Origin of the sequence: Bradyrhizobium sp. BWA-3-5 (genome assembly GCF_032917985.1) — a bacterium.
Lineage (GTDB): Bacteria > Pseudomonadota > Alphaproteobacteria > Rhizobiales > Xanthobacteraceae > Bradyrhizobium.
Genome location: NZ_CP136626.1, coordinates 7,875,247 through 7,897,608, shown reverse-complemented (window position 1 = coordinate 7,897,608; position 22,362 = coordinate 7,875,247). Strand labels below are relative to the sequence as shown.

The 22,362-nt window shown below is 62.8% G+C and carries 23 protein-coding genes; 15 read left to right on the top strand and 8 right to left on the bottom strand.

Annotation, left to right across the window (positions count from 1 at the left end; all coding sequences use genetic code 11):
- Nucleotides 1–658: 658 nt before the first annotated feature.
- Together RX331_RS37885 and rpsT are read right to left on the bottom strand one after the other, a co-directional pair.
- Complete coding sequence (locus RX331_RS37885) at nt 659–919, bottom strand: hypothetical protein (protein ID WP_317254649.1); 261 nt, start codon at nt 917–919, stop codon at nt 659–661.
- Nucleotides 920–1,335: 416 nt separating this feature from the next.
- The gene (gene rpsT, locus RX331_RS37880) at nt 1,336–1,602 is read right to left on the bottom strand and encodes a 30S ribosomal protein S20 (RefSeq protein WP_317254648.1); all 267 of its coding nucleotides are present in this window, start codon (nt 1,600–1,602) and stop codon (nt 1,336–1,338) included.
- A 372-nt stretch (nt 1,603–1,974) separates the two neighbouring features.
- On the opposite strand from rpsT, the gene RX331_RS37875 reads away from it, so the two are divergent.
- The 4 genes from RX331_RS37875 (at nt 1,975) to RX331_RS37860 (ending at nt 5,325) form a co-directional block, all read left to right on the top strand.
- Complete coding sequence (locus RX331_RS37875; RefSeq protein ID WP_317254647.1) at nt 1,975–2,292, top strand: hypothetical protein; 318 nt, start codon at nt 1,975–1,977, stop codon at nt 2,290–2,292.
- 124 nt (nt 2,293–2,416) lie between these two features.
- Nucleotides 2,417–3,073 (top strand): peptide-methionine (S)-S-oxide reductase MsrA, encoded by a 657-nt coding sequence (gene msrA, locus RX331_RS37870; RefSeq protein ID WP_317254646.1) that lies wholly within the window; start codon nt 2,417–2,419, stop codon nt 3,071–3,073.
- Between the two features lie 141 nt (nt 3,074–3,214).
- Nucleotides 3,215–3,979 carry a polysaccharide biosynthesis/export family protein gene (locus RX331_RS37865; protein ID WP_317254645.1) on the top strand — a complete coding sequence of 255 codons (765 nt, stop codon included), beginning with the start codon at nt 3,215–3,217 and terminating at the stop codon, nt 3,977–3,979.
- 338 nt (nt 3,980–4,317) lie between these two features.
- Complete coding sequence (locus RX331_RS37860) at nt 4,318–5,325, top strand: tripartite tricarboxylate transporter substrate binding protein (RefSeq protein ID WP_317254644.1); 1,008 nt, start codon at nt 4,318–4,320, stop codon at nt 5,323–5,325.
- Nucleotides 5,326–5,429: 104 nt separating this feature from the next.
- On the opposite strand, the gene RX331_RS37855 is transcribed toward RX331_RS37860, so the two are convergent.
- Genes RX331_RS37855 through RX331_RS37845 form a run of 3 tightly spaced genes read right to left on the bottom strand, consistent with a single transcriptional unit; the run spans nt 5,430 to nt 7,291 of the window.
- Nucleotides 5,430–6,101, bottom strand: a complete 672-nt coding sequence (locus RX331_RS37855) for a dienelactone hydrolase family protein (protein ID WP_317254643.1) — start codon at nt 6,099–6,101, stop codon at nt 5,430–5,432.
- A gap of 60 nt (nt 6,102–6,161) precedes the next feature.
- Nucleotides 6,162–6,506 carry a hypothetical protein gene (locus RX331_RS37850; RefSeq protein ID WP_317254642.1) on the bottom strand — a complete coding sequence of 115 codons (345 nt, stop codon included), beginning with the start codon at nt 6,504–6,506 and terminating at the stop codon, nt 6,162–6,164.
- Nucleotides 6,503–7,291, bottom strand: coding sequence for an alpha/beta fold hydrolase (locus RX331_RS37845; RefSeq protein WP_317254641.1), 789 nt, complete (start codon nt 7,289–7,291; stop codon nt 6,503–6,505). The genes RX331_RS37850 and RX331_RS37845 overlap by 4 nt, the downstream gene beginning before the upstream one ends.
- Nucleotides 7,292–7,627: 336 nt before the next feature.
- On the opposite strand from RX331_RS37845, the gene RX331_RS37840 reads away from it, so the two are divergent.
- From RX331_RS37840 to RX331_RS37825, 4 genes are all read left to right on the top strand, one after another.
- The gene (locus RX331_RS37840) at nt 7,628–8,119 is read left to right on the top strand and encodes a (2Fe-2S)-binding protein (RefSeq protein ID WP_317254640.1); all 492 of its coding nucleotides are present in this window, start codon (nt 7,628–7,630) and stop codon (nt 8,117–8,119) included.
- A complete protein-coding gene (locus RX331_RS37835; RefSeq protein ID WP_317254639.1) occupies nt 8,116–10,398 on the top strand; it encodes a xanthine dehydrogenase family protein molybdopterin-binding subunit in 2,283 nt (760 codons plus the stop codon). The genes RX331_RS37840 and RX331_RS37835 overlap by 4 nt, the downstream gene beginning before the upstream one ends.
- A gap of 350 nt (nt 10,399–10,748) precedes the next feature.
- Nucleotides 10,749–11,846 (top strand): HD-GYP domain-containing protein, encoded by a 1,098-nt coding sequence (locus RX331_RS37830; RefSeq protein WP_317254638.1) that lies wholly within the window; start codon nt 10,749–10,751, stop codon nt 11,844–11,846.
- 209 nt (nt 11,847–12,055) lie between these two features.
- Nucleotides 12,056–13,351 (top strand): cytochrome P450, encoded by a 1,296-nt coding sequence (locus RX331_RS37825; protein WP_317254637.1) that lies wholly within the window; start codon nt 12,056–12,058, stop codon nt 13,349–13,351.
- Nucleotides 13,352–13,367: 16 nt separating this feature from the next.
- On the opposite strand, the gene RX331_RS37820 is transcribed toward RX331_RS37825, so the two are convergent.
- The 3 genes from RX331_RS37820 to RX331_RS37810 form a co-directional block, all read right to left on the bottom strand.
- Nucleotides 13,368–15,062 (bottom strand): amidohydrolase, encoded by a 1,695-nt coding sequence (locus tag RX331_RS37820; protein ID WP_317254636.1) that lies wholly within the window; start codon nt 15,060–15,062, stop codon nt 13,368–13,370.
- Between the two features lie 154 nt (nt 15,063–15,216).
- Nucleotides 15,217–16,797 carry an AMP-binding protein gene (locus RX331_RS37815; RefSeq protein ID WP_317254635.1) on the bottom strand — a complete coding sequence of 527 codons (1,581 nt, stop codon included), beginning with the start codon at nt 16,795–16,797 and terminating at the stop codon, nt 15,217–15,219.
- A 208-nt stretch (nt 16,798–17,005) separates the two neighbouring features.
- Complete coding sequence (locus RX331_RS37810) at nt 17,006–17,425, bottom strand: VOC family protein (RefSeq protein WP_317254634.1); 420 nt, start codon at nt 17,423–17,425, stop codon at nt 17,006–17,008.
- Nucleotides 17,426–17,577: 152 nt separating this feature from the next.
- On the opposite strand from RX331_RS37810, the gene RX331_RS37805 reads away from it, so the two are divergent.
- The 7 genes from RX331_RS37805 (at nt 17,578) to dctP (ending at nt 22,342) form a co-directional block, all read left to right on the top strand.
- Complete coding sequence (locus tag RX331_RS37805; protein ID WP_317254633.1) at nt 17,578–18,555, top strand: tripartite tricarboxylate transporter substrate binding protein; 978 nt, start codon at nt 17,578–17,580, stop codon at nt 18,553–18,555.
- 82 nt (nt 18,556–18,637) lie between these two features.
- Nucleotides 18,638–18,892, top strand: a complete 255-nt coding sequence (locus RX331_RS37800) for a DUF3551 domain-containing protein (RefSeq protein WP_317254632.1) — start codon at nt 18,638–18,640, stop codon at nt 18,890–18,892.
- 124 nt (nt 18,893–19,016) lie between these two features.
- Nucleotides 19,017–19,487, top strand: coding sequence for a metalloregulator ArsR/SmtB family transcription factor (locus RX331_RS37795; protein WP_317254631.1), 471 nt, complete (start codon nt 19,017–19,019; stop codon nt 19,485–19,487).
- Nucleotides 19,487–19,828 carry an SRPBCC domain-containing protein gene (locus tag RX331_RS37790; RefSeq protein WP_317258341.1) on the top strand — a complete coding sequence of 114 codons (342 nt, stop codon included), beginning with the start codon at nt 19,487–19,489 and terminating at the stop codon, nt 19,826–19,828. The genes RX331_RS37795 and RX331_RS37790 overlap by 1 nt, the downstream gene beginning before the upstream one ends.
- Before the next feature lie 15 nt (nt 19,829–19,843).
- Nucleotides 19,844–20,578 (top strand): thioredoxin family protein, encoded by a 735-nt coding sequence (locus tag RX331_RS37785; RefSeq protein WP_317254630.1) that lies wholly within the window; start codon nt 19,844–19,846, stop codon nt 20,576–20,578.
- Nucleotides 20,579–20,669: 91 nt separating this feature from the next.
- A complete protein-coding gene (locus RX331_RS37780; protein ID WP_317254629.1) occupies nt 20,670–21,032 on the top strand; it encodes a DUF1428 domain-containing protein in 363 nt (120 codons plus the stop codon).
- Between the two features lie 254 nt (nt 21,033–21,286).
- Complete coding sequence (dctP, locus tag RX331_RS37775) at nt 21,287–22,342, top strand: TRAP transporter substrate-binding protein DctP (RefSeq protein WP_317254628.1); 1,056 nt, start codon at nt 21,287–21,289, stop codon at nt 22,340–22,342.
- Nucleotides 22,343–22,362 lie beyond the last annotated feature (20 nt).

Here is a 22,362-nt window from a genome sequence, read left to right as displayed (position 1 = left end):
TGCCTGAGAACTTTTCTGATTGAGTAATGGTTTCTTGCGAAATCGGCTGGCCGGTCCTTGCAGGCTTCCTGCCAGACGAGACCTCGATGCGGGCAATTTTCAGCCACCAGACAAAGATCAGGCGTTCGGCGGAATCGCCGTTGCGCAGACCGGTGCTGGATGGAGTGAAAAAGCTACCGCGAGGTCAGTGCGGACTCGACGGTCTGCCCGGAGTTCGCGTGGGGGGACGGCTGAAAAGATTGCCCAAGGATTCTGAAACGGTCGCGTTGGAAATCGTGTGTGTGCTGATAGTCGCGTTGATTCCGTAAAGCATAGTACCTCCCCCTCTCGCTGCGAGAACGCGCAACGAGCAATCAGATCACCAGTGTTTCAAAGCCAGTCTGCCGCTACCGAACATCCGCTATGCTCGACGCTGCGCCGCCGCGTACCCTCAGTCTGTCGTGTTCAACACGTTCACGAGCCCCGCGTTCCCCATCGTTGCATCGTCAGCAAGCATCTCATTCCCCCTATCCGGAGCGCGCTCGATATGAGCGCCACGCCGGGAAATCAGACACAAAACTACCGCTCTCATATTGCTATGAGTCACTAACTCAGCTTCGCTTTGGAAAGCGTCGCTAACGCGCACACCGCCGCCGATTTGCACGTCCGCTCTTGGGTCTCATACCGCGCTGGTCAGGAGAGCCATGGGCGTCGCGAACGAGGTAACAAATACACCATGGGCGATTTCTCGCAATCCGTGATTCGACGTCGTTGCGGGACTCACCGGCTGTGTTGCAATGCTGCAATTGCGGCGCTCCACACCAAGTTTTTGAATCCGCGCACAGAATCCTTGAGCGCCAACTTGCGTGACAGTTTTCGCTGCACTCGCAAAATTTTTTAAGAAATCGTTACAATCGTGGTTACCCGCACCGTTTTTCAAAACGCTTCTCCTCGCTATGTGGATAAGTGATTAGCGAGACGAAGTTTTTCGCGATTGCTTTTGCAGGGTAACCCGCGCGGCGAGGATGACGTCGAAGGCGGATTGAACGGCCGCGCGTGACCATGCCTCTCGCAATTGCGTACGAGAAAGCGGATGCAGCAAGTTGCACCACGTAGAATTACGGGTGAGAGAAATGTGACACGGAAGGCAGCGCGCAGCAACGACACAGTTGAATTGTCACAGTCGCTGCGGCGTGTTCGGTTCAGTGTGTGTCCGGATTCCAACAGCGATGCGCGCTTGTGGCGAAATCAATTTCGCTCGCGCATACGTAAATGACATGCCCGAGAAAGAAAGAATGTGCCCATAAAGAAAAAGCCCGGCGAGCCGGGCTTTGACGAACGTCTCTTTCTCTCAGGTCACTTCGCGAGCTTGGCGATCGCGTGCGTGAGGCGCGACACCTTCCGGCTCGCATTGTTCCTGTGAATGATGTTGCGCTGCGCGGCCTGCATCAGTTCTGGTTCCGCGCGCTTCATCGCTTCAAGCGCCGCATTGCGGTCGCCGCTCTTGATCGCTTCCTCGACGGTGCGAACCGCGCCACGCATCTGGGTGCGGCGCGACTTATTGACGATGGTGCGGCGGGCAATCTTGCGGGTCGCCTTTTTGGCGGAAGAGGTGTTGGCCATATCTCAACTATCCTTCGGCTGTCGTCGCTCGGGTGGTCGGGCTTGAGCGCGCCGGCCGTTCAAATTGCGTGATCGACGCTTGTTGTGTTTTCCAGGGTGTTCTGACGTAAGCCGTTCTTGAGGATGCCATGGACGGAAGCCAAAATGCTCCCGCGAGCGGCGCTGCTCAAAGAACAGCGGCGGCGGGATTGCGCCCGCCGCCATTGGGGGTCTTATAGAGGGCCGGTCCTGCACCGTCAACGCTTTCCGCCTGCCCCGGCCAGCCGGGAAGCGGCCCGGAATGGTACGTAAGGTGCTGATGAGGTTGAATTTCCGGGGGGCTCCCGGTATGGCCTGGCAGCCGCCTGGGGCGACAGATAGTTAGGGTGACGCATGATCCGCGGTTTTTTCCGGCTTATTGGCCTCCTGCTCCTGGCCGGCGGATTTATCTTTATGGTCTATGACGGGGCCCGTTTCGTCGCCGACCAGACCCTGCGGTTCACCCGGTTCGGCCAGTTCTGGAACGATGTCCACCAGTCCAGCCAGCTTGCGTTCCGGACCTGGATCGAAGGCATGGCGCCCTGGCTCTGGAACAGCGTCATCCGGGTGCTGCTGGACCAGCCCGTTTTTGCAGTACTGGGCGTGCTCGGCCTGCTCCTGATGATCCTGTTCCGGCCGCGCAAGCCGTTGATCGGCTATTCGCGAGACTAACTGGTTTCCCCGCCCATTGGCCTTGCCGTAACAAGGCTGCGGCATTGCGCGTAAAAACATATATAGAAGTCGAACCGGCCGACGCGCTTCGTCGCGTCGCCGCTGTCCCGCCTGGAGGTACTCCATGTTGTTCATGCGCAAGTCCACCGCGTTGCCGAGCGCAGCCGAAGCGCTGCCGGGCCGCGCCAGCCCGATCCCGACTGCCACCACGCATTTCGTCAACGGCCGCAAGCTGCAGCCGCCCTATCCCGCGGGCCTCGAGCAGGCGGTGTTCGGCCTCGGCTGTTTCTGGGGCGCGGAGCGCAAGTTCTGGGAACTCGGTGACGGCATCTACGCAACAGCCGTCGGCTATGCCGGCGGGCATACGCCCAATCCGACCTATGAAGAGGTTTGCTCGGGCCGCACCGGTCACACCGAAGTGGTGCTGGTCGTGTTCGATCCGAAGAAGATCTCCTACGGCCAGCTTCTGAAGACATTCTGGGAAAATCACAACCCGACGCAGGGTATGCGCCAGGGTAACGATGTCGGCACCCAGTATCGCTCGGCGATCTACACCTTTGGCGAGGAGCAGCGCAAAGCCGCCGAGGAGTCGAAGGCGATGTATCAGAAGGCGCTCGCCGCCAAGGGACTCGGCGCCATCACCACCGAGATCGCGCCGTCAGGCGAATTCTATTTCGCCGAGGATTACCATCAGCAATATCTCGCCAAGAATCCGGCGGGATATTGCGGTCTGGGCGGCACCGGCGTGTCGTGCCCGATCGGCGTCGGCGTGACCGCTTGACCGAAACCGTGCTCTCGCCTCGCAGTTGTGAGGCGAGGGCGCTCGCTTTGACCTACCGCAGACCGCAAAAAACGCTTTGTTAACCATACCCGGTGCAAGACTAGAGCTACCTCATTTTGAGGATGGCCTGGGGTACGGGTTGTGCGCGCGTTTCGAATAGCGATCATTGCGATCATCACGGCAGTCGCTTTGTCCGGCTGCATGCGCACGACCGGACCGGTGGCGGTCGCGCCGCAAGGCGAACTCGATTCGATGGCCTATGGCGGGCCTGGCGCCCCGCCGCCGCAACCGGTGGCGGCCGGGTCCGGCGGCGGCGCAATCGGCGCGCTTCGTGCCGCCTTCGCGGCGCCGCGCCCGGCGCCGGTCCCTGGCGTCGTTGCCGAGTCCGCCCCTGTCGCTGTCGCTGCTCCGGCGGCCTATGTCGAACCCGCGCCGGTGCGGCATGACGCGGCCTATCATCTCGATGCCGGCGACAAGCTGCGCGTCGTCGTCTACGGCCAGGAAGGTCTCACCAATACCTACGCGGTCAGCGCCGGCGGTTCGATCACTATGCCGTTGATCGGTCCGGTCATGGCCCGCGGCCGCACCACGGCGGGGCTCGCGGCGGAGATTTCGGCGAAGCTGCGCGCCGGCTTCATCAGGGAGCCATCGGTCGCGGTGGAGATCGAAGCTTACCGGCCGTTCTTCATTCTCGGCGAGGTCGCCGCGCCCGGCCAATATCCGTACGTGCCGAACATGACGGCGGAGAGCGCGGTGGCGATTGCCGGCGGCTTCTCGCCGCGCGCCCGCCGCGACCAGGTGACAGTCACCCACACCGACGCATCGGGAACGTCGCGCTTCGTCGTGTCGCCCGCCAGCCCGATCAGCCCTGGCGATACGGTGCTCGTCGGCGAGCGCTGGTTCTAGACGCAGCGCGTCGTCATCAAAGCGTCGTCGTTACGTCCGGCTGGTTTTCTTGAGCAATTGCGGCAGGCAAATGCCGCGCATTTGGCCAGGAAAATTCATTATCTGTTTGCATCGGAACCGCGCCCCTTTGCTGCTTGATGTTCCGTGAGCGGATCTAACCAGCAGTAGTGGAATTACAGCGTTTCACGCGTCCGGATGGCCGCGTGCGATGAATTGGCGCTATGCGCCGAATACATTCGAAAGCATGTTCCATCTTGCGCTGCAGCGATGTAGAAACCGCCTCATCAATCGAGGCGCGCCGGTTTGTCGGCAGAGTGCCTGCAATCCGGAGTATGACCATGAACTATCACTTGCCGGTCAGCGTGGTGCGCGCGGCGGCGGCAGTAGCCTTGTTTGCTTCCATTGCCGCGACGGTGCTGTGCGGCGCTTCGCATCCCGCAGCGGCGGCGGATGCCTATCCGAGCCGGCGTATCACCTTCGTCGTGCCCTATCCCGCAGGTGGCGCCACCGACGTGCTGGCGCGGTTGCTGGCCAACAAGCTGCAGGAGGCGTGGAAGACAACTGTCGTCGTCGAGAATAAGTCGGGCGGCGGTGGTGTGGTCGGCAACGACTACGTGGCGAAAGCGCAGCCCGACGGCTACACGGTGCTTCTCGCGATCACGCAGATCATCCAGGCGCCGAGCCTCATGGGGAAGCTGCCCTATGATGTCTTCAAGGATCTCACGCCGGTTACCCAGGCCGCGCTGTCGACCATCGTTCTGGTGGTCCCCGAGCAGCAGCCGATCAAGTCCGTCAAGGAGTTGGTCGATTATGCCAAGGCAAACCCGGGCAAGCCCTACGGCACCTTCGGCAATGCAACCACGTCGCATCTCTATGGCGAACTCCTCAAGCGGGTCGCCGATATCGACATGACCCACGTGCCCTACCGTGGTTCGGCCCCGCTGACCAACGACCTGCTCGCCAACACCGTGACCTCGGCGTTCCAGGACCTGACCACCGCGAGCGCGCAGATCAAGGCCGGCAAGCTCCGGGCTTTGGCGGTCGGCGGCGAGCAGCGCAGGAAAGCGCTGCCCGACGTGCCCACGATGGCCGAGCTCGGTTACCCCGGTTTTGAGATTGAAGGCTGGCTCGGCTTTTTCGTGCCGGCGGGCACCCCCAAGGAGATCGTGACGAAGCTTTCGGACGAGCTCGCCCGTATCATTGCCTCCCCCGAGGGCATCGCCGGGATCGAGACGCTCAGCCTGGTCCCGGTGGGTGGCTCGGCAGAAGCGTTCGAGCAGGCCCTGCGCCGCGATTACAAGAAGTGGGCCGACGTCGTGAAGGCCACCGGCGTCAAGGGCGAGTGAGGCGCCCCGGGTTGTCATTGCCGGGCTTGACCCGGCAATCCATCCCTCTTCAAGAATCTTTTTCGATGGATGCGCGGGTCAAGCCCGCGCATGACGAGTCTATACTATTTCAAATGCTTCGCAAAAAACGCCAGGCTGCGCGGCCAGGCAATGTCCGCGCTGGCCTTGTCGTAGCTCGCGCGTTCGTCGCAGTGAAAGCCGTGCTGCGCGCCGGGATAGATATGGACCTCGACCTCCGGCCGCTTGTCCTTGATGGTCTCGACGTCCGTCAGCGGAATGCCCGCATCCTTTTCACCGAAATGCAATTGCGTCGGGACTTGCGGCTTGTCGTCGGCAAAGCGCACGATGGCGCCGCCGTAATAGCCGACCGCGGCTGAAAGGCCGGTGAGCTTGGTCGCCGCCGCATAGGCGATGCTGCCGCCGAGGCAGAAGCCGATGATGCCGACCGGGCCGGCATCCTTTACGGCGTCGATCGCCGCCTGGGTGTCGCGCAGCATTGCGGGCCAGTCGGGATTGGCGATGAACTTGCGCGCATTGGCGATTTCGTCAGGCGAGTAGCCGCACTGGAAGTTCGGCTGGGTGCGGTCGAAGATCGACGGCGCAATCGCGACATAGCCTTCGCCGGCCAGCCGGTCGCACACCGAGCGGATGTGGTGGTTGACGCCAAAGATCTCCTGGATCACCACGATGGCCGCCTTTGGCCTGCCCGAGGGGTCGGCGCGATAGCCGCCGAGTTTGAAACCGTCTGAAGCTGTCAGTGTGATATCCTGTCCCACGGGTCATCCCTTCTTGTCTTGAGTTGCGCAGTCGGATTGGGTGAATGTGCGAAGCCGCGGCTACTGCCACATCCAGTTTTCGCCCCAGTCGCCCTTCCAGCCTGCCAGCCGCCCCTTGCGGAATTGCAGATAGAGCCGGTCCTTCTTGTAGAACAGCCCGCTGCCGCCGACGTTGCGGAAGGCGAGGAAGATTTCATCGCCCGGTCGTCCCCTGACATAGTTGAGCGGCACGCCGAGTGCGCGCGCCGCTTCTTCCGCGCCCATGCCGAATGCGAGCGGCGTGTTGTTCGAGAGCGTCTCGGTGAACGGCGGCGGGTAGGGGCCACCGATCGGCGGCAGTTTTTGCGCGGCAGCTTGCGTGCAAGCGCCTGCGGTCACGATGAGAGCAATGACGGCTGTTTTCATGACGTGGCTTTCTGCGCTGTCTTGGCGTCGAGGCTGTCGAGGAACGGCAGCACGGCGTCGATGAAGGCCTGCGGCTGGTCGATGTTGACGGCGTGGCCGGCGGCCGGGATCACCACCTTCTGCGCGCCGGGGATCTTGGCCGCCATGTAGTCGGAGGCGGCGAGGAACGGGGTGTCGTCGGCGCCGACGACGATTAATGACGGCACCTTGATGTCGGGCAGGGATTCGATCACGCGGGCATCGCGCTGTGTCAGCATGCCACGCGCGGCGCGCGCCAGCCCCGAGGCATTGCGATGGGTGACGGTCGAGCGCTCGCGGCTGCCCGATTTCAAGACGTCCAGTCCTTCGCGCTCGAAGCGGTCGCCGGTGTCGAGCGCGCGCTTGTTCCAGACCTCGCGGGCGTTGTCCTTCTTGAATCCGGGGCCGGTGTCGATGATCAGAAGCGCGCGCACGCGCTCCGGATGGGCGCGGTAGAACGCCAGCGACATGTAGCCGCCAAGCGAGAGCCCGCCGACGATGGCCTTGTCAGCGCCCACGGCGTCGAGCAGCGCCGCCATGTCGCCGACGGTGAGCGCTTCGCTGTAGGCCGAGGTATCCTCGGGGTAACCGGATTGGCCGTGGCCGCGCATGTCCCACAACACCAGCGTGTAATATTTTGACAAGGCCGCGATCTGACCCTGCCACATCCCACTGGTGGAGGAATAGCCGTGGGTCAGGAGTACCGGTGGGCCGGAGCCGTGGACCTCGTAATAGATATTGACCCCGTCGCGATCGATCGTCGGCATTCTGTTATTTTCCCGAGGCAAATACGCGAGATCGGCCCACGCCGTCATCGCCCGCCGGCATCCTAGCGCGATCCATTGGGTAATAGGAAATGCGGAAAGCGAAGGCGCGCCTGCGGTTCACGCGCTTGATCATCAGCCCGCGGCTAAGCCTTGCCGCAGCGCACAAGCAGCTGCTTTCAAAATTTTATTCTCCTCGAACGATTCCAAATTGGATTGCCTCCGGGAAAGTTCGGTCCCATTCTCGCGCCGGCTGGCATCGACCCGGTGGGTGCCGGCCAATATCCAAAAGTGAGAATGCCGCCGTAAGCGGCTTCCAACACCGGAAGGGGAAACGCGATGCCAAATCTCAATATCAACGGACGGAATATGTCCGTCGAGGCGTCCAATGATACGCCGCTGCTCTGGGTCATCCGCGAGCAATTGCAGATGACCGGTACGAAGTTCGGCTGCGGCGCTGGTCTCTGCGGCGCCTGCACGGTCCACGTCAATGGGGAAGCCGTCCGTTCCTGCCAGACCATGGTGAGCGACGCCGTCGGCAAGAAGATCACCACCATCGAAGGCCTTTCCGCCAAGGGCGACCATCCGCTGCAGAAGGCCTGGATCGCCGAACAGGTGCCGCAATGCGGCTATTGCCAGTCCGGCCAGATCATGCAGGCGGCCGCGCTGCTTTCCAAGAATTCCAATCCGACCAAGGACGAAGTGGTCGCGCATATGGACGGCAATCTCTGCCGTTGCATGACCTATTCGCGCATTCAGAAGGCGATCATGCGCGCCGCGTCCGAAATGCGTACCGCCTCCAATGCCTCGACTGAGCGGAGGGCCACATGAATAAGCACGTCAAAGTAACCGACAGCGCCTCGACCGATCTCAGCCGCCGCTCGTTCCTGGTCGGCTCCGCCGCCACCGGCCTCGTGCTCGGCTATGCCGCTGTGCCCGGCGTCGCACAGGCGCTCGCCGCGCCATCCAATTTCGAGCCCTCGGTCTGGTATTCGATCGCGCCCGACGGCCTCGTCACGGTCACCTGCGGCAAGGCCGACATGGGCCAGCACATCGCCTCGACCATGGCGCAGATCGTTGCCGAAGAACTCGGCGCGTCCTGGAAGGACATGCGGGTTCAGCTCGCTTCCAACGATCCAAAGTTCAACGATCCCGTGCTTGGCGCGCAGATCACCGGCGGCAGCTGGAGCACGATGATGAACTTCGAGGCCATGAGCCGCGCGGGTGCCGCGGGGCGGATGGCGTTGACGGAAGCGGCTGCCGGCATCATGGGCGTGCCGGCCGGGGAACTGGTGGTACGTAACTCCACCATCTCGCATCCGAAGTCGAAGAAGCCGATGACGTTTGCGGAAATCGTCAAGAGCGGCAAGGTCACCAAGACCTTCACGCCGGACGAGCTCAAGGCGATCAAGCTGAAGACGGCCGACCAATACACCATGATCGGTGTCTCGGTGCCGCAGCTCGACATTCCACCCAAGGTCAACGGCACAGCCAAATACGGCATCGACGTCATGCTGCCGGGCATGGCCTACGGCAAGGTGGTCACCCCGCCGGTGCGCTATGGCGCCACCGTGACGTCGGTCGACGATTCCGCCGCCAAGAAGATACCGGGCTTCATCAAGGCGGTGACGCTCGACGACAAGACCGGCAGCACGAGCGGCTGGGTGGTAGCGGTGGCCAATACCTATGCCAACGCCCGCAAGGCAGCCGACGCGCTGAAGATCAGCTATGACAACGGGCCGAACGCCAAGTTATCGAGCCAGTCATTGCTCGACGAGGCCAAGCGGCTGCAGGCGCTCGACGATTCCGGAGAGTTCTTCGTCAAGGACGGCGATACGGCAGCGGCCTTCGGGACCGCAGCCAAGGTGCTGGAGGCCGAATACACTACCAGCATCAACATCCATGCGCCGCTCGAGCCGATGAACGCGACCGCCGAGTTCAAGGGCGAGATACTGCACATCTTTTCCGGCAACCAGTTCGCGACGCGCTCCGGGGCGATCGCGGCGGGCGCCGCCGGGATCGATCCGAAATTCGTCGTGATGCACCAGATGTGGCTCGGCGGCGGCTTCGGCCGGCGGCTCGATGCCGACATGATGGTGCCGGCGGTGCAGGCGGCGAAGGCCGTCGGCAAGCCAGTCAAGGTGATCTACTCGCGCGAAAACGACATGACCATGGACTATTCGCGTCCCCTGACCTTCCAGAAGGTCAAGGCGGGCCTGGATGGCGACGGCAAGCTGATCGCGCTCAATCACGACGTGGTCTCGGCCTGGCCGACTGCGCGGTGGGGAATCCCCGATTTCTTGACGCCCTCGGTCGACAAGAAGGGACCGCTGGACTCGTTCACGGTGAACGGCGCGGACTTCTTCTACTCCGTGCCCAACCACAATGTCCGCGCGATCAAGAACGAGATGGCGCACACCGCGACCCCGTCAGGTCAGTTGCGCTCGGTGGCGCCGGGTTGGACGTTCTGGGCGGTCGAAAGCATGATCGACGAACTCGCGCATGCGACCGGCCAGGATCCGGCCCAGTTCCGCATCGCCTTGCTCGACGGCAAGGGCAAGAACGACGGCGGCGCGCAGCGCCTGCGCAACACGCTGCTGGCGGCGATGGGCATGGCCGGCTACGGCACCACCAAGCTGCCGAAGGGCGAGGGCATGGGCATCGCCTGCGTCTCGTCGCAGGAGCGGGCCACCGCAAGCTGGACCGCCTGCGTCGCCCATGTCGCGGTCGCGCCGTCCGGCGAGGTCAAGGTCAAGAAACTGACCGTGGCCACCGATGTCGGCATGCAGGTGCATCCCGACAACATCCGCGCCCAGGTCGAGGGCGCGGCGCTGTGGGGCCTTTCGCTCGCGATGTACGAGAAGGCGACGCTGAAGGACGGCGGTATCGAACAGACCAATTTCGATACCTACACGCCCTTGCGGATGAGCCAGACGCCAGAAGTCGCCGTCAACGTCATCGCCAACGGCGACAAGCCGACCGGCGTCGGCGAGCCGGCCGTCACCGTCGTCGCGCCCGCAATCGGCAACGCCATCTTCAATGCCTGCGGCGCGCGCATCCGCTCGCTGCCGATCACCGCGGAAGCAGTGAAGGCGAATATGAAGGCGTAACAGGCGCGCGGATTCGTCAACGAATGATCCGCCGGGGGCATGCTCCCGGCGGATCTGCTTTTGCAGCCCCCTTACCGTCATGCCCCGCGCGGGCGGGGCATCCAGTACGCCGCGGCCGTTGCGTCGTCCACGATCGTCACGGCGTACTGGATCATCCGCCCCAGTGCGCAATTGCGCACAAGGCGGATGATGACGGCCGTTGGATACGGCGCGTGCGCCGCATCACGAATGCGACAGCTAAAATTTTAGCGTTTTCGGTAGCTTATATTCACGACCCCTCTTAAGCCCCGAGGAACCCCTTATCCGATAGCTTTGGGTGCACGTCATCACCGCTAGGGGTCTGGGGTTTTATGACAACGGCTACCAACAAGACTTCGGCCAGGCGCCGGCTGCTGCTGGCTTCGGATCGGAGCGATCACAGCAGCGAACTCGCCGACATTCTGCGCTCGGTCGGCCAGGTCGACACCATCGCGACATCTGACATTCCCGACGCACCGGAGCGCGATCTTGCCGGCATCGTGGTCGACATCAACCTGCGCTCCGCCGAGAGCGTACAGCTCGTGCGCAACAAGCTGCGCGCCGAGGCCTATCGCGAGATGCCGCGGCTGTTCGTGCTGGCCGATGCGCTTCATCACGGATCGATGCAGGCTTGGGCGCTCGGCGCCACCGACACGATCGCACGGCCGTTCGACGCGCAGGGCATCCTGCAGCGCATCCGCGCCGCATTCCCTGACAGCGACGGCTTTGACGAGACCGATCGCGGCAAGGCGCTCAACCGCGGCGTCGAGGCGGCGCACGCCGTGATGGTCAAGATCTTCGAAAAGCTGCCGTCCGGCGTTCCCCTGAAATTCACCGACATCGTCGAGGCCGAAAGCAAGATTCTCAAGGCGATCAAGCATTCCTCGCTCAGGGAATGGCTGACCACGGTCGGCTGCCACCACACCGGCAGCTATCGCCATTGCCTGTTCGTCACCGGCTTTGCGGTGGCCTATGCGCAGCATCTCGGCATGCGCGAGGACGACCAGCGCCGCCTGGCCCGCGCCGCACTGTTGCACGACGTCGGCAAGGCGTTCATTCCGGTGGCGATCCTGGACAAGCCGGGCCCGCTGACGCTGGAAGAAATGGAAGAGATGCGCCAGCATCCGCGCCGCGGCTATGATGCGCTATCCGCGCAAGGCGGCTTCCCGCCCGAAATGCTCGATGTGGTGCTGCATCACCATGAGTTCCTCGACGGCACCGGCTATCCCAACGGCCTGAGCGGCAAGCAAATCAGCGATATCGTGCGGCTGACCACGATCGTGGACATCTACGCCGCCCTGGTCGAGAAGCGCGCCTACCGCCTGCAGTTCACCCACGCCCGTGCCTTCGGCATGATGGAAGAAATGGGCGATAAGCTGGATCAGCATTTGCTGCACGCCTTCCGCCCGGTGGCGTTCGGGTATTATTGAGCTTCCTCTCTGTCATTCCGGGCGCGAAGCGAACCCGGAATATCGGGATTCTCAGGGGCGCAAGGGGCGCCCCATAGTTCAACGCTGCGCGTTGCCCCGGAATGACGGCGGGCGCTAGCCGCTCAACGCAAGCGTCGGGCCTTGCAACTGCCTAACTATCATGGTCATCAGCGTGCCTTGCGCAGGTGACACAGGCAGGCCGGAAGCCCATGGATACAATCGACGACCCGACGGCGAGCCTCGACATCCCCGCCGATATCGCGGCAACCCTGGTCGATCCGGCCGCCTATGCCGATCATCGCATCCACGACAGCTACCGCTGGCTGCGCGCCAACAATCCGCTCGGTATTGCCCGGCCCGAGGGGTTCGACCCGTTCTGGGTGGTGACAAAGCACGCGCATATCCAGGCGATCAGCCGCCAGAACGAGCTGTTCCACAATGCCGACCGGCCGACCACGCTGACCAACCGGGCAGTGGAAGAGCGTGTCCGCAAGATCACCGGCGGCCCCAACCTGGTGCGCTCGCTGGTGCAGATGGATGCGCCTGACCATCCAAAATACCGCGCGCTGACCCAAGGCTGGTTCATGCCGGCCAATCTCGGCAAGTTCGAGGGCCGCGTGCGCGAGATCGCGCGCGCCACCGTGCAGCGCATGCTGGAGAAGGGCGGAAGGTGCGATTTCGTCGAGGACGTCGCCCTCGGCTATCCCCTGCATGTCATCATGGAAATTCTCGGCGTGCCCGAGAACGATGAGCCGCGCATGCTCCGCCTGACGCAGGAGCTGTTCGGCCCGCAGGACCCGGATACGGCGCGGATGAAGGAAAGGCTCACGGCGGAGCAGTTCTCCGGCATGATGCAGGCGGTGGTGGCTGATTTCGGCGCCTATTTCCGCGGGATCACGGAGGATCGCCGCCGCAACCCGCGCGAGGATCTCGCCTCTGTCATCGCCAATGCCAGGATCGGCGGCGATTACATGCCGGATCATGATGCGTTGAGCTACTACATGATCGTCGCCACCGCCGGCCACGACACGACGTCGTCCTCGACCGCCGGCGCGATCTGGGCGCTGGCGGAAGATCGCGCGCAGTTCGAAAAGGTGAAAGCCAATCCCGACCTGATCCCGGGTCTGGTCGACGAGGCGATCCGCTGGATGACTCCGGTCAAGCATTTCATGCGTTCGGCTACGGCGGACACTGAACTCGGCGGCCGCAAGATCGCCAAGGGCGACTGGCTGATGCTGTGCTACGCGTCAGGCAATCGCGACGAAGAGGTGTTCGAGGAGCCCGATCGGTTCCGCAGCGACCGCAAGCCGAACCGCCACGTTGCGTTCGGCTACGGCGCGCATCTCTGCCTCGGCCAGTATCTGGCGAAACTGGAGATGCGCATCCTGTTCGAGGAATTGCTGCCGCACCTGAAGTCGATCGCGCTCGATGGCGAGGTGAAGATGACGCAGGCCTATTTTGTGAATGGGCCGAAGAAGCTGCCGATCCGATTCGAGGTGAGCTGAGGCGCACCGCGCCAAACTAGTGCTTCTCTTCGGCAAATGGTGCCGCCGCAAACACTGTCTTGCCGCCGACCATCGTCAGCACTGACTTGATCTTGCCGATCTCCTTTACCGGCACCGTCATGTAGTCCGCCGACAATACCGCGAGGTCGGCGAACTTGCCGGCCTCCAGCGTGCCGCGCTTGTCGTCGTCGTTCGCCATGAATGCCGAATTGCGGGTGTACATCTCCAATGCCTGGCGGCGGCTTGGAGCCTCCTCGTCGCCCCGGGTCTTGGTGCCGCCGATGGTGGTGCCGTCGAGATACCATTGCAGCGAGACGAACGGATTGTAGGACGATACCCGGTGGGCGTCGGTGCCGGCGCCGACCGTCAGCCCCAGCTTCATCGCGGTCGCAATTCTCGGCATCAGTTTGGCCGCTTCGATGCCGACCTCCTTCTGCAATCGCTCGCCGCCGAAATAGAGCCCGTCCTGCACGCCCCAGACCAGTCCCAACGCCTGCATCCGCTTCAGGTTGGCCTCGGAGGCGTTGTAGAGATGCAGTACGGCCCAGCGCAGCTCGCGTACCGGAAACTCCTTGTTGATGTCCTCGACGACGTCGAGCAAGTCGTGGACGGTGCGGTCCGGGTTCCAGTGCAGTTGGATGGTATAGCGTTTCGAGGCCGCCCAGCGCAGCAATTCGGCAAGCTTGTCCTTGCCGTCCGGCGTGATGTCGCCGTCGGTCCAATCCGCCCAGATCAGGATTTCGCCGGGGCCGTTGAAGTGCAGCATCTCGTCGCCAAAGCCAGGCGGCAGCAATTGCGTCAGGTTCTGCAGGTCGGCCAGCTCGCTGCCGGGTTTGGGGGCGCACAAATGATAGGCGACCCGCACGGTGAGTTGCCGATCGTGCCAGAGCCTGAATACGGCCTGATAGTTCGCCGGATACATGCTGACGCCGCCGCCATCGACGATACCGGTGATGCCAAGGCTGTTCATTTCGCGGAAGAACTTTTTCGAACCGTCGACCTGCTGCTGCAGCGTTGGCTTCGGCAGCTTGTCGAAGATCTTGCCGAGCGCACTGCCGCCGGCCTCGATGACGCCGGTCGGCTTGCCGTTGCCATCGCGTGCGAGCTTGCCGCCCGGGGTGACATCGGCGTCGTCCCGAATGCTCAGTGCTTCCATCGCCTTTGGCGTCAGCAGCAGCCAATCATAGAGATGCTGGATATAGACGAGATGATCTGGCGCCACCGCCGTGACTTCCTCCGGCGTCGGCCGGCGTTTTTCCGCAAACTGCTCCTCGGTCCAGCCGCCGGCAACGATGATCCATGAGCCGGGTTTCTGCTCCTTGGCGGCCTGGCGAATCTTCTCAAGCGCCTCCTTCAGCGATGGCGTGCCGATCCAGTTCACCTCGGTGCCGAATGTCAACGCCGCGCGGATGCCGTGGATGTGGCCGTCGGTCAGTCCGGGAATCACCGTGCGGCCGCCGAGATCGACGAGCCTTGCCTTTTCACCTGCGAGCCTCTTCATCGCAGCGGAGGTGCCGGTGGCAAGTATCTTGCCGTCTCCGATCGCGAGCGCTTCCTGCTGCGAAAAATCCATGTCGACGGTCAGGATCTTGCCGTTGAACAGGATGGTGTCAGCGGTTTGCGCCGAGGCGATGGTCGCGGGCCAACCAACCGATAGCGCAATCGCGAGACTTTGAATCAATCGGATCGTTGGTGAATGTAGTTCTCGCATACCGCGCCTCCCCAATCTGTCCATTGCCTTCGTCATTCCGGGTGGTGCGCTAGCACCAGACCTCAGATGCGCAATTGCGCATCGGGGAACCTCGATATTCTCAGGTGCGCAATTGCGCACCGTAATATGCCTCGCGCCCCGGCATGACGGCATCCTACTCCAGCATCTTCCGCAGTTCCGCCTTGGCCACCTTCTCCAGTGTCGAGCGCGGCATGTCATCGACGAAGTGAACCTCGCGCGGCACCTTGAAGTCGGCGAGATTGCTCCGGCAGGCGGCCATCACGGCATCATGCAGGTCGGCTGGCGCATCTTTGACGCCGGCCTGCGGAATGATGAACACGACCGGCACCTCATCCAGCATCGGATGCTTCTTCGCCACCACCGCGGCTTCGCGCACGCCGGGCACCACCGCGATCACCTGTTCGATCTCGGAGGCCGCGACATTCTCGCCGCCGACCTTCAGCATGTCCTTGTTGCGGTCGCCGAAGCGGATGAAACCGTTGTCCAGCAGCGTGACGCGGTCGCCGGTGATGAAATAGCCGTGCTCGTCAAAACTTTCGCGCGTCGCCTTTTCATTGTGCAGGTATTCGGCAAACAGCGACAAGCCGGGAATGCCCTTGATCAGCAGGTTGCCGGTGCCGCCGACCGGCGTCGGCGCGCCGTCGTCGTCGACAATGCGGATTTGATATTCGCCTGCGGCGCGTCCGATCGACATCGGTGTGTTGGGCTGGTCGACCTCGCCGACGATGCCATGGGTGATGGTCTCGGTCATGCCCCACCAGCCGATCATCTTGACGCCAAAGGCGGCAAAGGGCGGCGGCTCGCATATCGCGGTGCCCCACAGGCGGAACTTGTGATTCTTCGGGATCTCATGCTCCAGCAGCGCCTTCATGCAGAAGGGGATCGTCGAGGTCCAGGTGCAGTTGTGTGCGAGCGCGACGCTCCAGAAGCGGCTGGCGGAAAAGCGCGGCTGGATCACGCAGGACGCACCGACCCACAGGCTCGCCAGCATGGAATAGGCCAGCGCGTTGGTGTGAAACAGCGGCAGGTAGGTCTGGTGCACGTCGGCCGCATGCAGGTCTTCATGCGCGGCGTTGATCTTGGCGCCCCACAGCGCGTTGGCGTGCGTCCACAACACCGCTTTCGGGCGCGACGTGGTGCCGGAGGTGTATTGCACGCTGCACGGCGCGAACGGATCGGTGGCGCGACGCGGGCGGTCGGCGCTGTCGGCGAACAGTGACTCAAAACTGTCGCCGGGCGCCGGTCGTTGCGCGGGCGCAGCTCCGGCATCGTGCGAGATGACGGCGATCCAGCGCAAGTCCCGGCAGTTGGCCGAAATCAGCTCGGCATAGGCCGGCTGGGTGATGGCGGCGACCGCGCCGCAATGGCCGGCGAAATATTCTATCTCGGCGGCGGCCGAGCGTGTGTTGGTGGTGACCGCGATGGCGCCGAGCTCGACGCAGGCAAACCAGGCGAGCATGGCCTCGATGCAGTTGTCCAGGTGGATCAGCACATATTCGCCGGGCTTGATCCCGCGTTTGGCGAGGCCCGCCGAAAGCTGTCCGACGCGCTCGTGAAATTCGCCGTAGGACCAGCTCTGCGCCGGCCTCTCGAACGGCGCCCAGATCAGAAACGGATGGTTGCGGCGGCTCTCGGCGCGCATGCGCAGCAGCCAGGGCACGTCGAGGCCTGCGAATGGTCCGACAATGCCCGGCGTGGCTTGCGAACGTGGCATAAGATTCCTCCCGTGCCGCTCTATGGCGGCTTCTGGTTCTTGCTTGGGGGTAGTTCTGCCATCTGATGGCCCGATGGGCAAATCGGTAATTTGCGGCGCTGCTCTCACCCCGTCATTGCGAGCGAAGCGAAGCAATCCATCGTGCCGCAGCGGAAGCATGGATTGCTTCGTCGCTGCGCTCCTCGCAATGACGGGGGAGCGAGCCGTGCTACCTCGCACCATCCTCATACGACGAAATCTCGATCAAGCTCCCATCCGGGTCGCGGCAATAGACCGAGCGCAGCGTGCCGCGGGCGCCTTGCTTGGCCACCGGGCCTTCCTCGATCGCGACACCGTTGGCCTTCAGATGCGCCACGACCTCGTCCGGCATGCTTGAGGTCAGGAAGCACAAATCGTCGCTGCCGGCGGTCTCGTGGTCGGCGGTGAACCACTCGACCTTGTCGGCGTCGCGCGGCCGCACGTTGATCTTCTGGTTACCAAACACTAACGAGGTGCGCGGCGTCTTGCCGGGGCCGGGATCGAACACCTTGACCTCCATGCCGAGGATCTTGCGGTACCACTCGGCGGAACGCGCCACGTCGGACACATTGATCACGAGGTGGTCGAGTGCATTAACCCTGACAGACATGCCTTATCCTTTCGTCGCGGTCGGCGGCGCCTGTGTCGCACTGGCCGCACCAGACTTTGTTTGTTACAACGCGGCCCGCGCCGGGTTCAATAGAACCGCGCCTCAATAGAAACGGACCGGGCTCTGAATCCCGGCCTCCAAGGAGAAGTTTTATGATTTCACGTCGCACCGCGATTTGTCTGGCCGTGATCGGCCTTTCCACGGCCGCTTCGATCGGCAGCGTTTCGGCGGCGGATTATCCGACCCGGCCGGTCAAATGGGTCGTTGGATATCCCCCGGGTGGCGCGACCGACATCATTGCGCGCTTGATCGGCCAGCGCCTTTCCGAGCGGCTCGGCCAGCAATTCGTGATCGAGAACAAGCCCGGCGCCGGCAACAATATCGCGACCGAATCCGTCATCAACGCGGAACCGGACGGCTACACCGTGCTGCTGGTCAATCCGGCGAACTACATCAACGCTTCGCTTTACGCCAACCTCAAGTTCAACGTGGTGCGCGATCTCGCGCCGGTCGCGGCCTTCAATCGCGTGCCGAACGTGATGACGGTCAACAAGGACGTGCCGGCCAAGACGGTCGCCGAGTTCATTGCCTATGTGAAGGCCAACCCGGGCAAGGTGAACATGGCATCCTCGGGCAACGGCACGTCGGTGCATCTGTCGGGCGAAATGTTCATGGCGATGTCAGGTGCCAAGATGCAGCACGTGCCGTATCGCGGTGCGGCGCCGGCGATCACCGATCTGCTCGGCGGCCAGGTCCAGGTGATCTTCGACAACATGCCTTCGATCATCCAGCATGTCCGCGGCGGCGCGGTGCGGGCGCTCGCGGTGACCAGCACGGCGAAGTCCCCGCTGCTGCCTGACGTTCCGGTGCTTGCCGATACCGTTCCGGGCTATGAGGCAACGGCGCTGTTCGGCATGGGCGCCCCGAAGAACACCCCGAAGGAAATCATCGCCAAGCTGAACAAGGAGATCAACGAGATCCTGGCCGAGCCCGGCATCAAGTCCAAGCTGACCGATCTCGGCGGCGAGCCGCTGATCGGCACGCCGGAGGCGTTCGGCGCCATGATCGCGGCCGAGACCGACAAGTGGAAGAAGGTCATCGAGGAAGCCAAGGTCGAAAAAGTGCAGTGATCTAGGTCACGGAACCACGGCAGAGCCACGGTGTTTTATTGCAAAGATGGCGCGGCTCTGCGTCACGTGAAGGAGATCCAAGATGCGCAATGCAACGTTGGCACTGTTGGCGCTATCAGCGGCAACAATTGCTACCTCCGTCGGCAGTTCTCCGGCGGCGGCCTACGACTACCCCTATTGCCTCCAGGGACGCGGTATCGGCATTCCCGGCGACTGCTCCTACGCCTCCTATAACCAGTGCCTGGCGGCGGCGTCCGGACGGGGGCTGTATTGCAATGTCAATCCGCGCTTCGCTTTCGGCCAACAGCCGCGAATGCGGATTTACCGGGACTATTGATCGCAGCCGCGAATTCTTCCCGGACGTCCTGATTGGCGCCGCGGGCTCGGCCTTCCCCGAACTCGCGGACACGTGATGCGAACGCCGGCTTGACGGCGTTCTTTTTGCCTCTATACTAAACCGTATGGTTAAGTATCAAGAAGTCGCCCTCGATCGCACCTTTGCTGCGCTTTCCGATCCGACCAGACGCGCGCTGCTGGCGCGCCTCGGCAATCGCGAGAGCCTGTCGGTCAGCGAGCTGGCGCAGCCGTTTTCGATGTCGCTGCCCGCGATCATGAAGCATCTCGACGTGCTCTCGGACGCCGGCCTGATCGCGCGCGAAAAGACCGGGCGCACGGTCGCGTGCCGGTTGACCGCCCAGCCGATGGAGGAGGCGATGGAGTGGCTCAATCGCTACCGGCGCTTCTGGTCCGCCGCACTCGACCGCCTTGCCGCTTTTGTGGAGGAAGACCCATGGCCACCCAGTCCAGCCTTGCCAAGCACGACACTAACAGCGACGCCGAACTCGCCGCGCGGCCCAGTCTCACGCTCACGCGCCGGTTCAGCGCCGCGCCCGAAAAAGTCTACGCCGCGTGGGCCGACCCGCAAAGGCTAGTGCAATGGTTCGGGCCTGTCTCGGTCGAGGAGGGCTCGGTCAAGGCCGACATCGACCTGCGCGTCGGCGGCCGCTATCGCATCAGCTTCCGCGCCAACGGCAATTACAATGAGGTCGGCGGCGTCTATCGCGAGGTGGTGCCGAACCAGAAGCTGGTGTTCAGCTGGGCATGGCATTCCACGCCGGAGCGGGAATCGCTGGTGACCATTTCGATCCGGCCGGAAGGCAGCGGTACGCTGCTCGTCTTCAACCACGCCCAGTTTGTCGACGAGAAGGCGCGCGACAATCACCAGCGTGGCTGGACGGAATTCCTCGGCAAGCTCGAAAGCTATCTGGCCTGAACACGGGAGCCAATCATGCCATCGCACCCCGTCGTCTCCCGCGAGGAATGGATCGCCGCGCGCAAGGCTCACCTTGCGCATGAGAAAGAGTACACCTACGCGCGCGAGCGTCTGGCCGAAGAGCGCCGCGCGCTGCCATGGGTCAAGGTCGACAAGGACTATCTGTTCGACGGCGCTGAAGGGAAAGTGTCGCTGGACGACCTCTTCAAGGGCCGCAGCCAGCTCGTCGTGCAGCACCTGATGTTCGCGCCCGGCCGGGACGAGGCCTGCAAGAGCTGCTCGTTCTGGGCCGACGGGTTCGAGCGGATCATCCCGCATCTGGCCGCCCGCGATACCACGATGGTCGCGATTTCGCGCGCGCCGCTGGAAAAGCTCATTGCGTTCAAGCAGCGGATGGGTTGGAGCTTCGACTGGCTGTCGTCCGGCGGCAACGATTTCAACTATGATTTCGGCGTCTCGTTCACGCCGGAGCAGATCGAGGCTGGGCGCAACTATAATTTCGGCACCGCGGCCTTCGGAGGCGAGGAGGCGCCCGGCATCAGCGTGTTCTATCGCGATGAGGCCGGGAACATCTTCCACACTTATTCCTGCTACGCGCGCGGCCTCGACATGATGAACGCCGCCTATCACTATCTCGACCTCACGCCGCTCGGGCGTCATGAGGAGGGCCTGGCCTATCCGATGGACTGGGTGCGGCTACGTGACCAATACCAGCCGGCGCGGGTTCAGGCATCTTGTTGCCATAGCTGAAAGCTACGCCGTCATTGCGAGCCAATGGGTTGCGCGAACGCGCGCCCCGTTGGCTCGCAATGACGTCTTCAACGTGAAGAGGAAACTCGCAATGCCTTACGTCGACGGCTTCATCGTTCCCGTGCCGAAGAAGAATCTCGAAGCCTATATCCGCATTTCGAAGAGGTGCGGCAAGATCTGGCGCGAATACGGCGCGCTGGATTATCGCGAATGGGTCGCTGACGACGTCAAGGTCGGCAAGTTCACCTCGTTCCCGCGCAGCGTCAAGCTGAAGCCGGGTGAAGTCGTCGTGTTCGCCTGGATTACCTACAAGTCGCGCGCCCAGCGCGACAAGATCAACGCCAAGGTGATGGCGGACCCGCGGCTCAAGGACATGTTCGGGGACGGCACTTCGCCGCCGTTCGACGGCAAGCGGATGATCTATGGCGGCTTCGAAAGCCTGGTGAAGGTGTAGCCCGCCAAGACGCCGGGCCTGATGGGTCGCCCGATCAATGCGGGCTTCAAGAAGAATGACGACCGTCATTCTTCTTTGCGGAAGTGAGTCGTTTTGCGGAAGTGAGTCCGTGTTCCTACGGAGCCGCTGTGCCATTGCAAGCTTTACCCGCGATTAATTCGCCAAAGCTATGGTCGATGCTGTCAAGGACCCGCCATGCGACCGACAGTTGCTGCGAGCCGAACTCGACAGCTGACGGTGATCAAGGAAACAGAATGTTCTCCCGCACCAGGATTCCATCCGCGGCCACAGCCCTGCTTGGTCTCGCTACCTTCTTCGTGACGCCTGCATTTGCCGCGGATGTGGTTTTGCGCTTCGGTTCGATCAACACCGAAAACACGCCGGCCTACGATCAGGTCCTGCTGCCATTTGCCAGGGCGGTCGAAGAGGAGTCCGGCGGGCGCATCGAGGTGGCGCTGAAGCCGATCGGCGGTTATGGCAAGCCGGCCGAGCTGTTCACCATGGTCGAGAAAGGCGCCATCGAAATGGCGGCGACCGTGCAGGGATATCACCCCGGCCGCTTTCCGCAATCGTCGGTGATGGAGCTGCCCTTCATGTTCGAGAACTCGATCTCGGGCACCTCGGCGATGATGTCGCTCTACAAGGAAGGCCTGCTGGACAAGGACTATGCCTCGGTCAAGGTGCTCGGACTTTATGTACTGCCGCCCTATCCGATCTTCACGACCGGCAAGAAGATCCAGTCGGTGAAGGATTTCCGCGGCCTGCGCATGCGCACGCCCAGCACGACCGTCGGCGTCGCCCTCGCCAAGCTCGGCGCGGTGCCGCTCGGCATTCCCCTCAACATGATCGGTGACACGATCGCCAGCGGCTACGTTGATGCGATCGCCTATGGCTGGGACTCCACGACCACCACCAAAGGCGCGGGCGGCAAGTTTCTCGCCGATCAGCTCAATGTCGTGATCGACGCGCGCCTGGCGGCGCCGGCGCTGATGATCGTGATGAACCGCGCTACCTGGGATTCGATGCCCGCTGATCTGAAGAAGATCATCGAAAAGCATGCTGCCGACATCGCGATGGGCAGCGCGCGCATCCGCGAGGCGCAGGAGGCGGTCACCAAGAAGAAGCTGCAGGGCGATCCGCGTTTTACCGCTCTGAACTTCACGGACGAGCAGCGCGCCGAACTGCAACGGGTCACCGCGCCGGCCGTCGCCGAATGGAAGGCCAACATGGCCAAGCTCGGCATCGACGGCGAGCGGCTTTACACGCGCGCCAGGGAATTGATCCAGCAGTACAAGCTCGCTGCCAAGTAACAACAAGCTGCACTCAAGAA

What these genes read in the sequence shown, in the direction of transcription:
- rpsT (WP_317254648.1), bottom strand. Translation starts at nt 1,602, where the DNA reads ATGGCCAACACCTCTTCCGCCAAAAAGGCGACCCGCAAGATTGCCCGC.
- RX331_RS37875 (WP_317254647.1), top strand. Translation starts at nt 1,975, where the DNA reads ATGATCCGCGGTTTTTTCCGGCTTATTGGCCTCCTGCTCCTGGCCGGC.
- msrA (WP_317254646.1), top strand. Translation starts at nt 2,417, where the DNA reads ATGTTGTTCATGCGCAAGTCCACCGCGTTGCCGAGCGCAGCCGAAGCG.
- RX331_RS37860 (WP_317254644.1), top strand. Translation starts at nt 4,318, where the DNA reads ATGAACTATCACTTGCCGGTCAGCGTGGTGCGCGCGGCGGCGGCAGTA.
- RX331_RS37850 (WP_317254642.1), bottom strand. Translation starts at nt 6,506, where the DNA reads ATGAAAACAGCCGTCATTGCTCTCATCGTGACCGCAGGCGCTTGCACG.
- RX331_RS37845 (WP_317254641.1), bottom strand. Translation starts at nt 7,291, where the DNA reads ATGCCGACGATCGATCGCGACGGGGTCAATATCTATTACGAGGTCCAC.
- RX331_RS37840 (WP_317254640.1), top strand. Translation starts at nt 7,628, where the DNA reads ATGCCAAATCTCAATATCAACGGACGGAATATGTCCGTCGAGGCGTCC.
- RX331_RS37835 (WP_317254639.1), top strand. Translation starts at nt 8,116, where the DNA reads ATGAATAAGCACGTCAAAGTAACCGACAGCGCCTCGACCGATCTCAGC.
- RX331_RS37830 (WP_317254638.1), top strand. Translation starts at nt 10,749, where the DNA reads ATGACAACGGCTACCAACAAGACTTCGGCCAGGCGCCGGCTGCTGCTG.
- RX331_RS37825 (WP_317254637.1), top strand. Translation starts at nt 12,056, where the DNA reads ATGGATACAATCGACGACCCGACGGCGAGCCTCGACATCCCCGCCGAT.
- RX331_RS37820 (WP_317254636.1), bottom strand. Translation starts at nt 15,062, where the DNA reads ATGCGAGAACTACATTCACCAACGATCCGATTGATTCAAAGTCTCGCG.
- RX331_RS37815 (WP_317254635.1), bottom strand. Translation starts at nt 16,797, where the DNA reads ATGCCACGTTCGCAAGCCACGCCGGGCATTGTCGGACCATTCGCAGGC.
- RX331_RS37810 (WP_317254634.1), bottom strand. Translation starts at nt 17,425, where the DNA reads ATGTCTGTCAGGGTTAATGCACTCGACCACCTCGTGATCAATGTGTCC.
- RX331_RS37805 (WP_317254633.1), top strand. Translation starts at nt 17,578, where the DNA reads ATGATTTCACGTCGCACCGCGATTTGTCTGGCCGTGATCGGCCTTTCC.
- RX331_RS37800 (WP_317254632.1), top strand. Translation starts at nt 18,638, where the DNA reads ATGCGCAATGCAACGTTGGCACTGTTGGCGCTATCAGCGGCAACAATT.
- RX331_RS37795 (WP_317254631.1), top strand. Translation starts at nt 19,017, where the DNA reads ATGGTTAAGTATCAAGAAGTCGCCCTCGATCGCACCTTTGCTGCGCTT.
- RX331_RS37785 (WP_317254630.1), top strand. Translation starts at nt 19,844, where the DNA reads ATGCCATCGCACCCCGTCGTCTCCCGCGAGGAATGGATCGCCGCGCGC.
- RX331_RS37780 (WP_317254629.1), top strand. Translation starts at nt 20,670, where the DNA reads ATGCCTTACGTCGACGGCTTCATCGTTCCCGTGCCGAAGAAGAATCTC.
- dctP (WP_317254628.1), top strand. Translation starts at nt 21,287, where the DNA reads ATGTTCTCCCGCACCAGGATTCCATCCGCGGCCACAGCCCTGCTTGGT.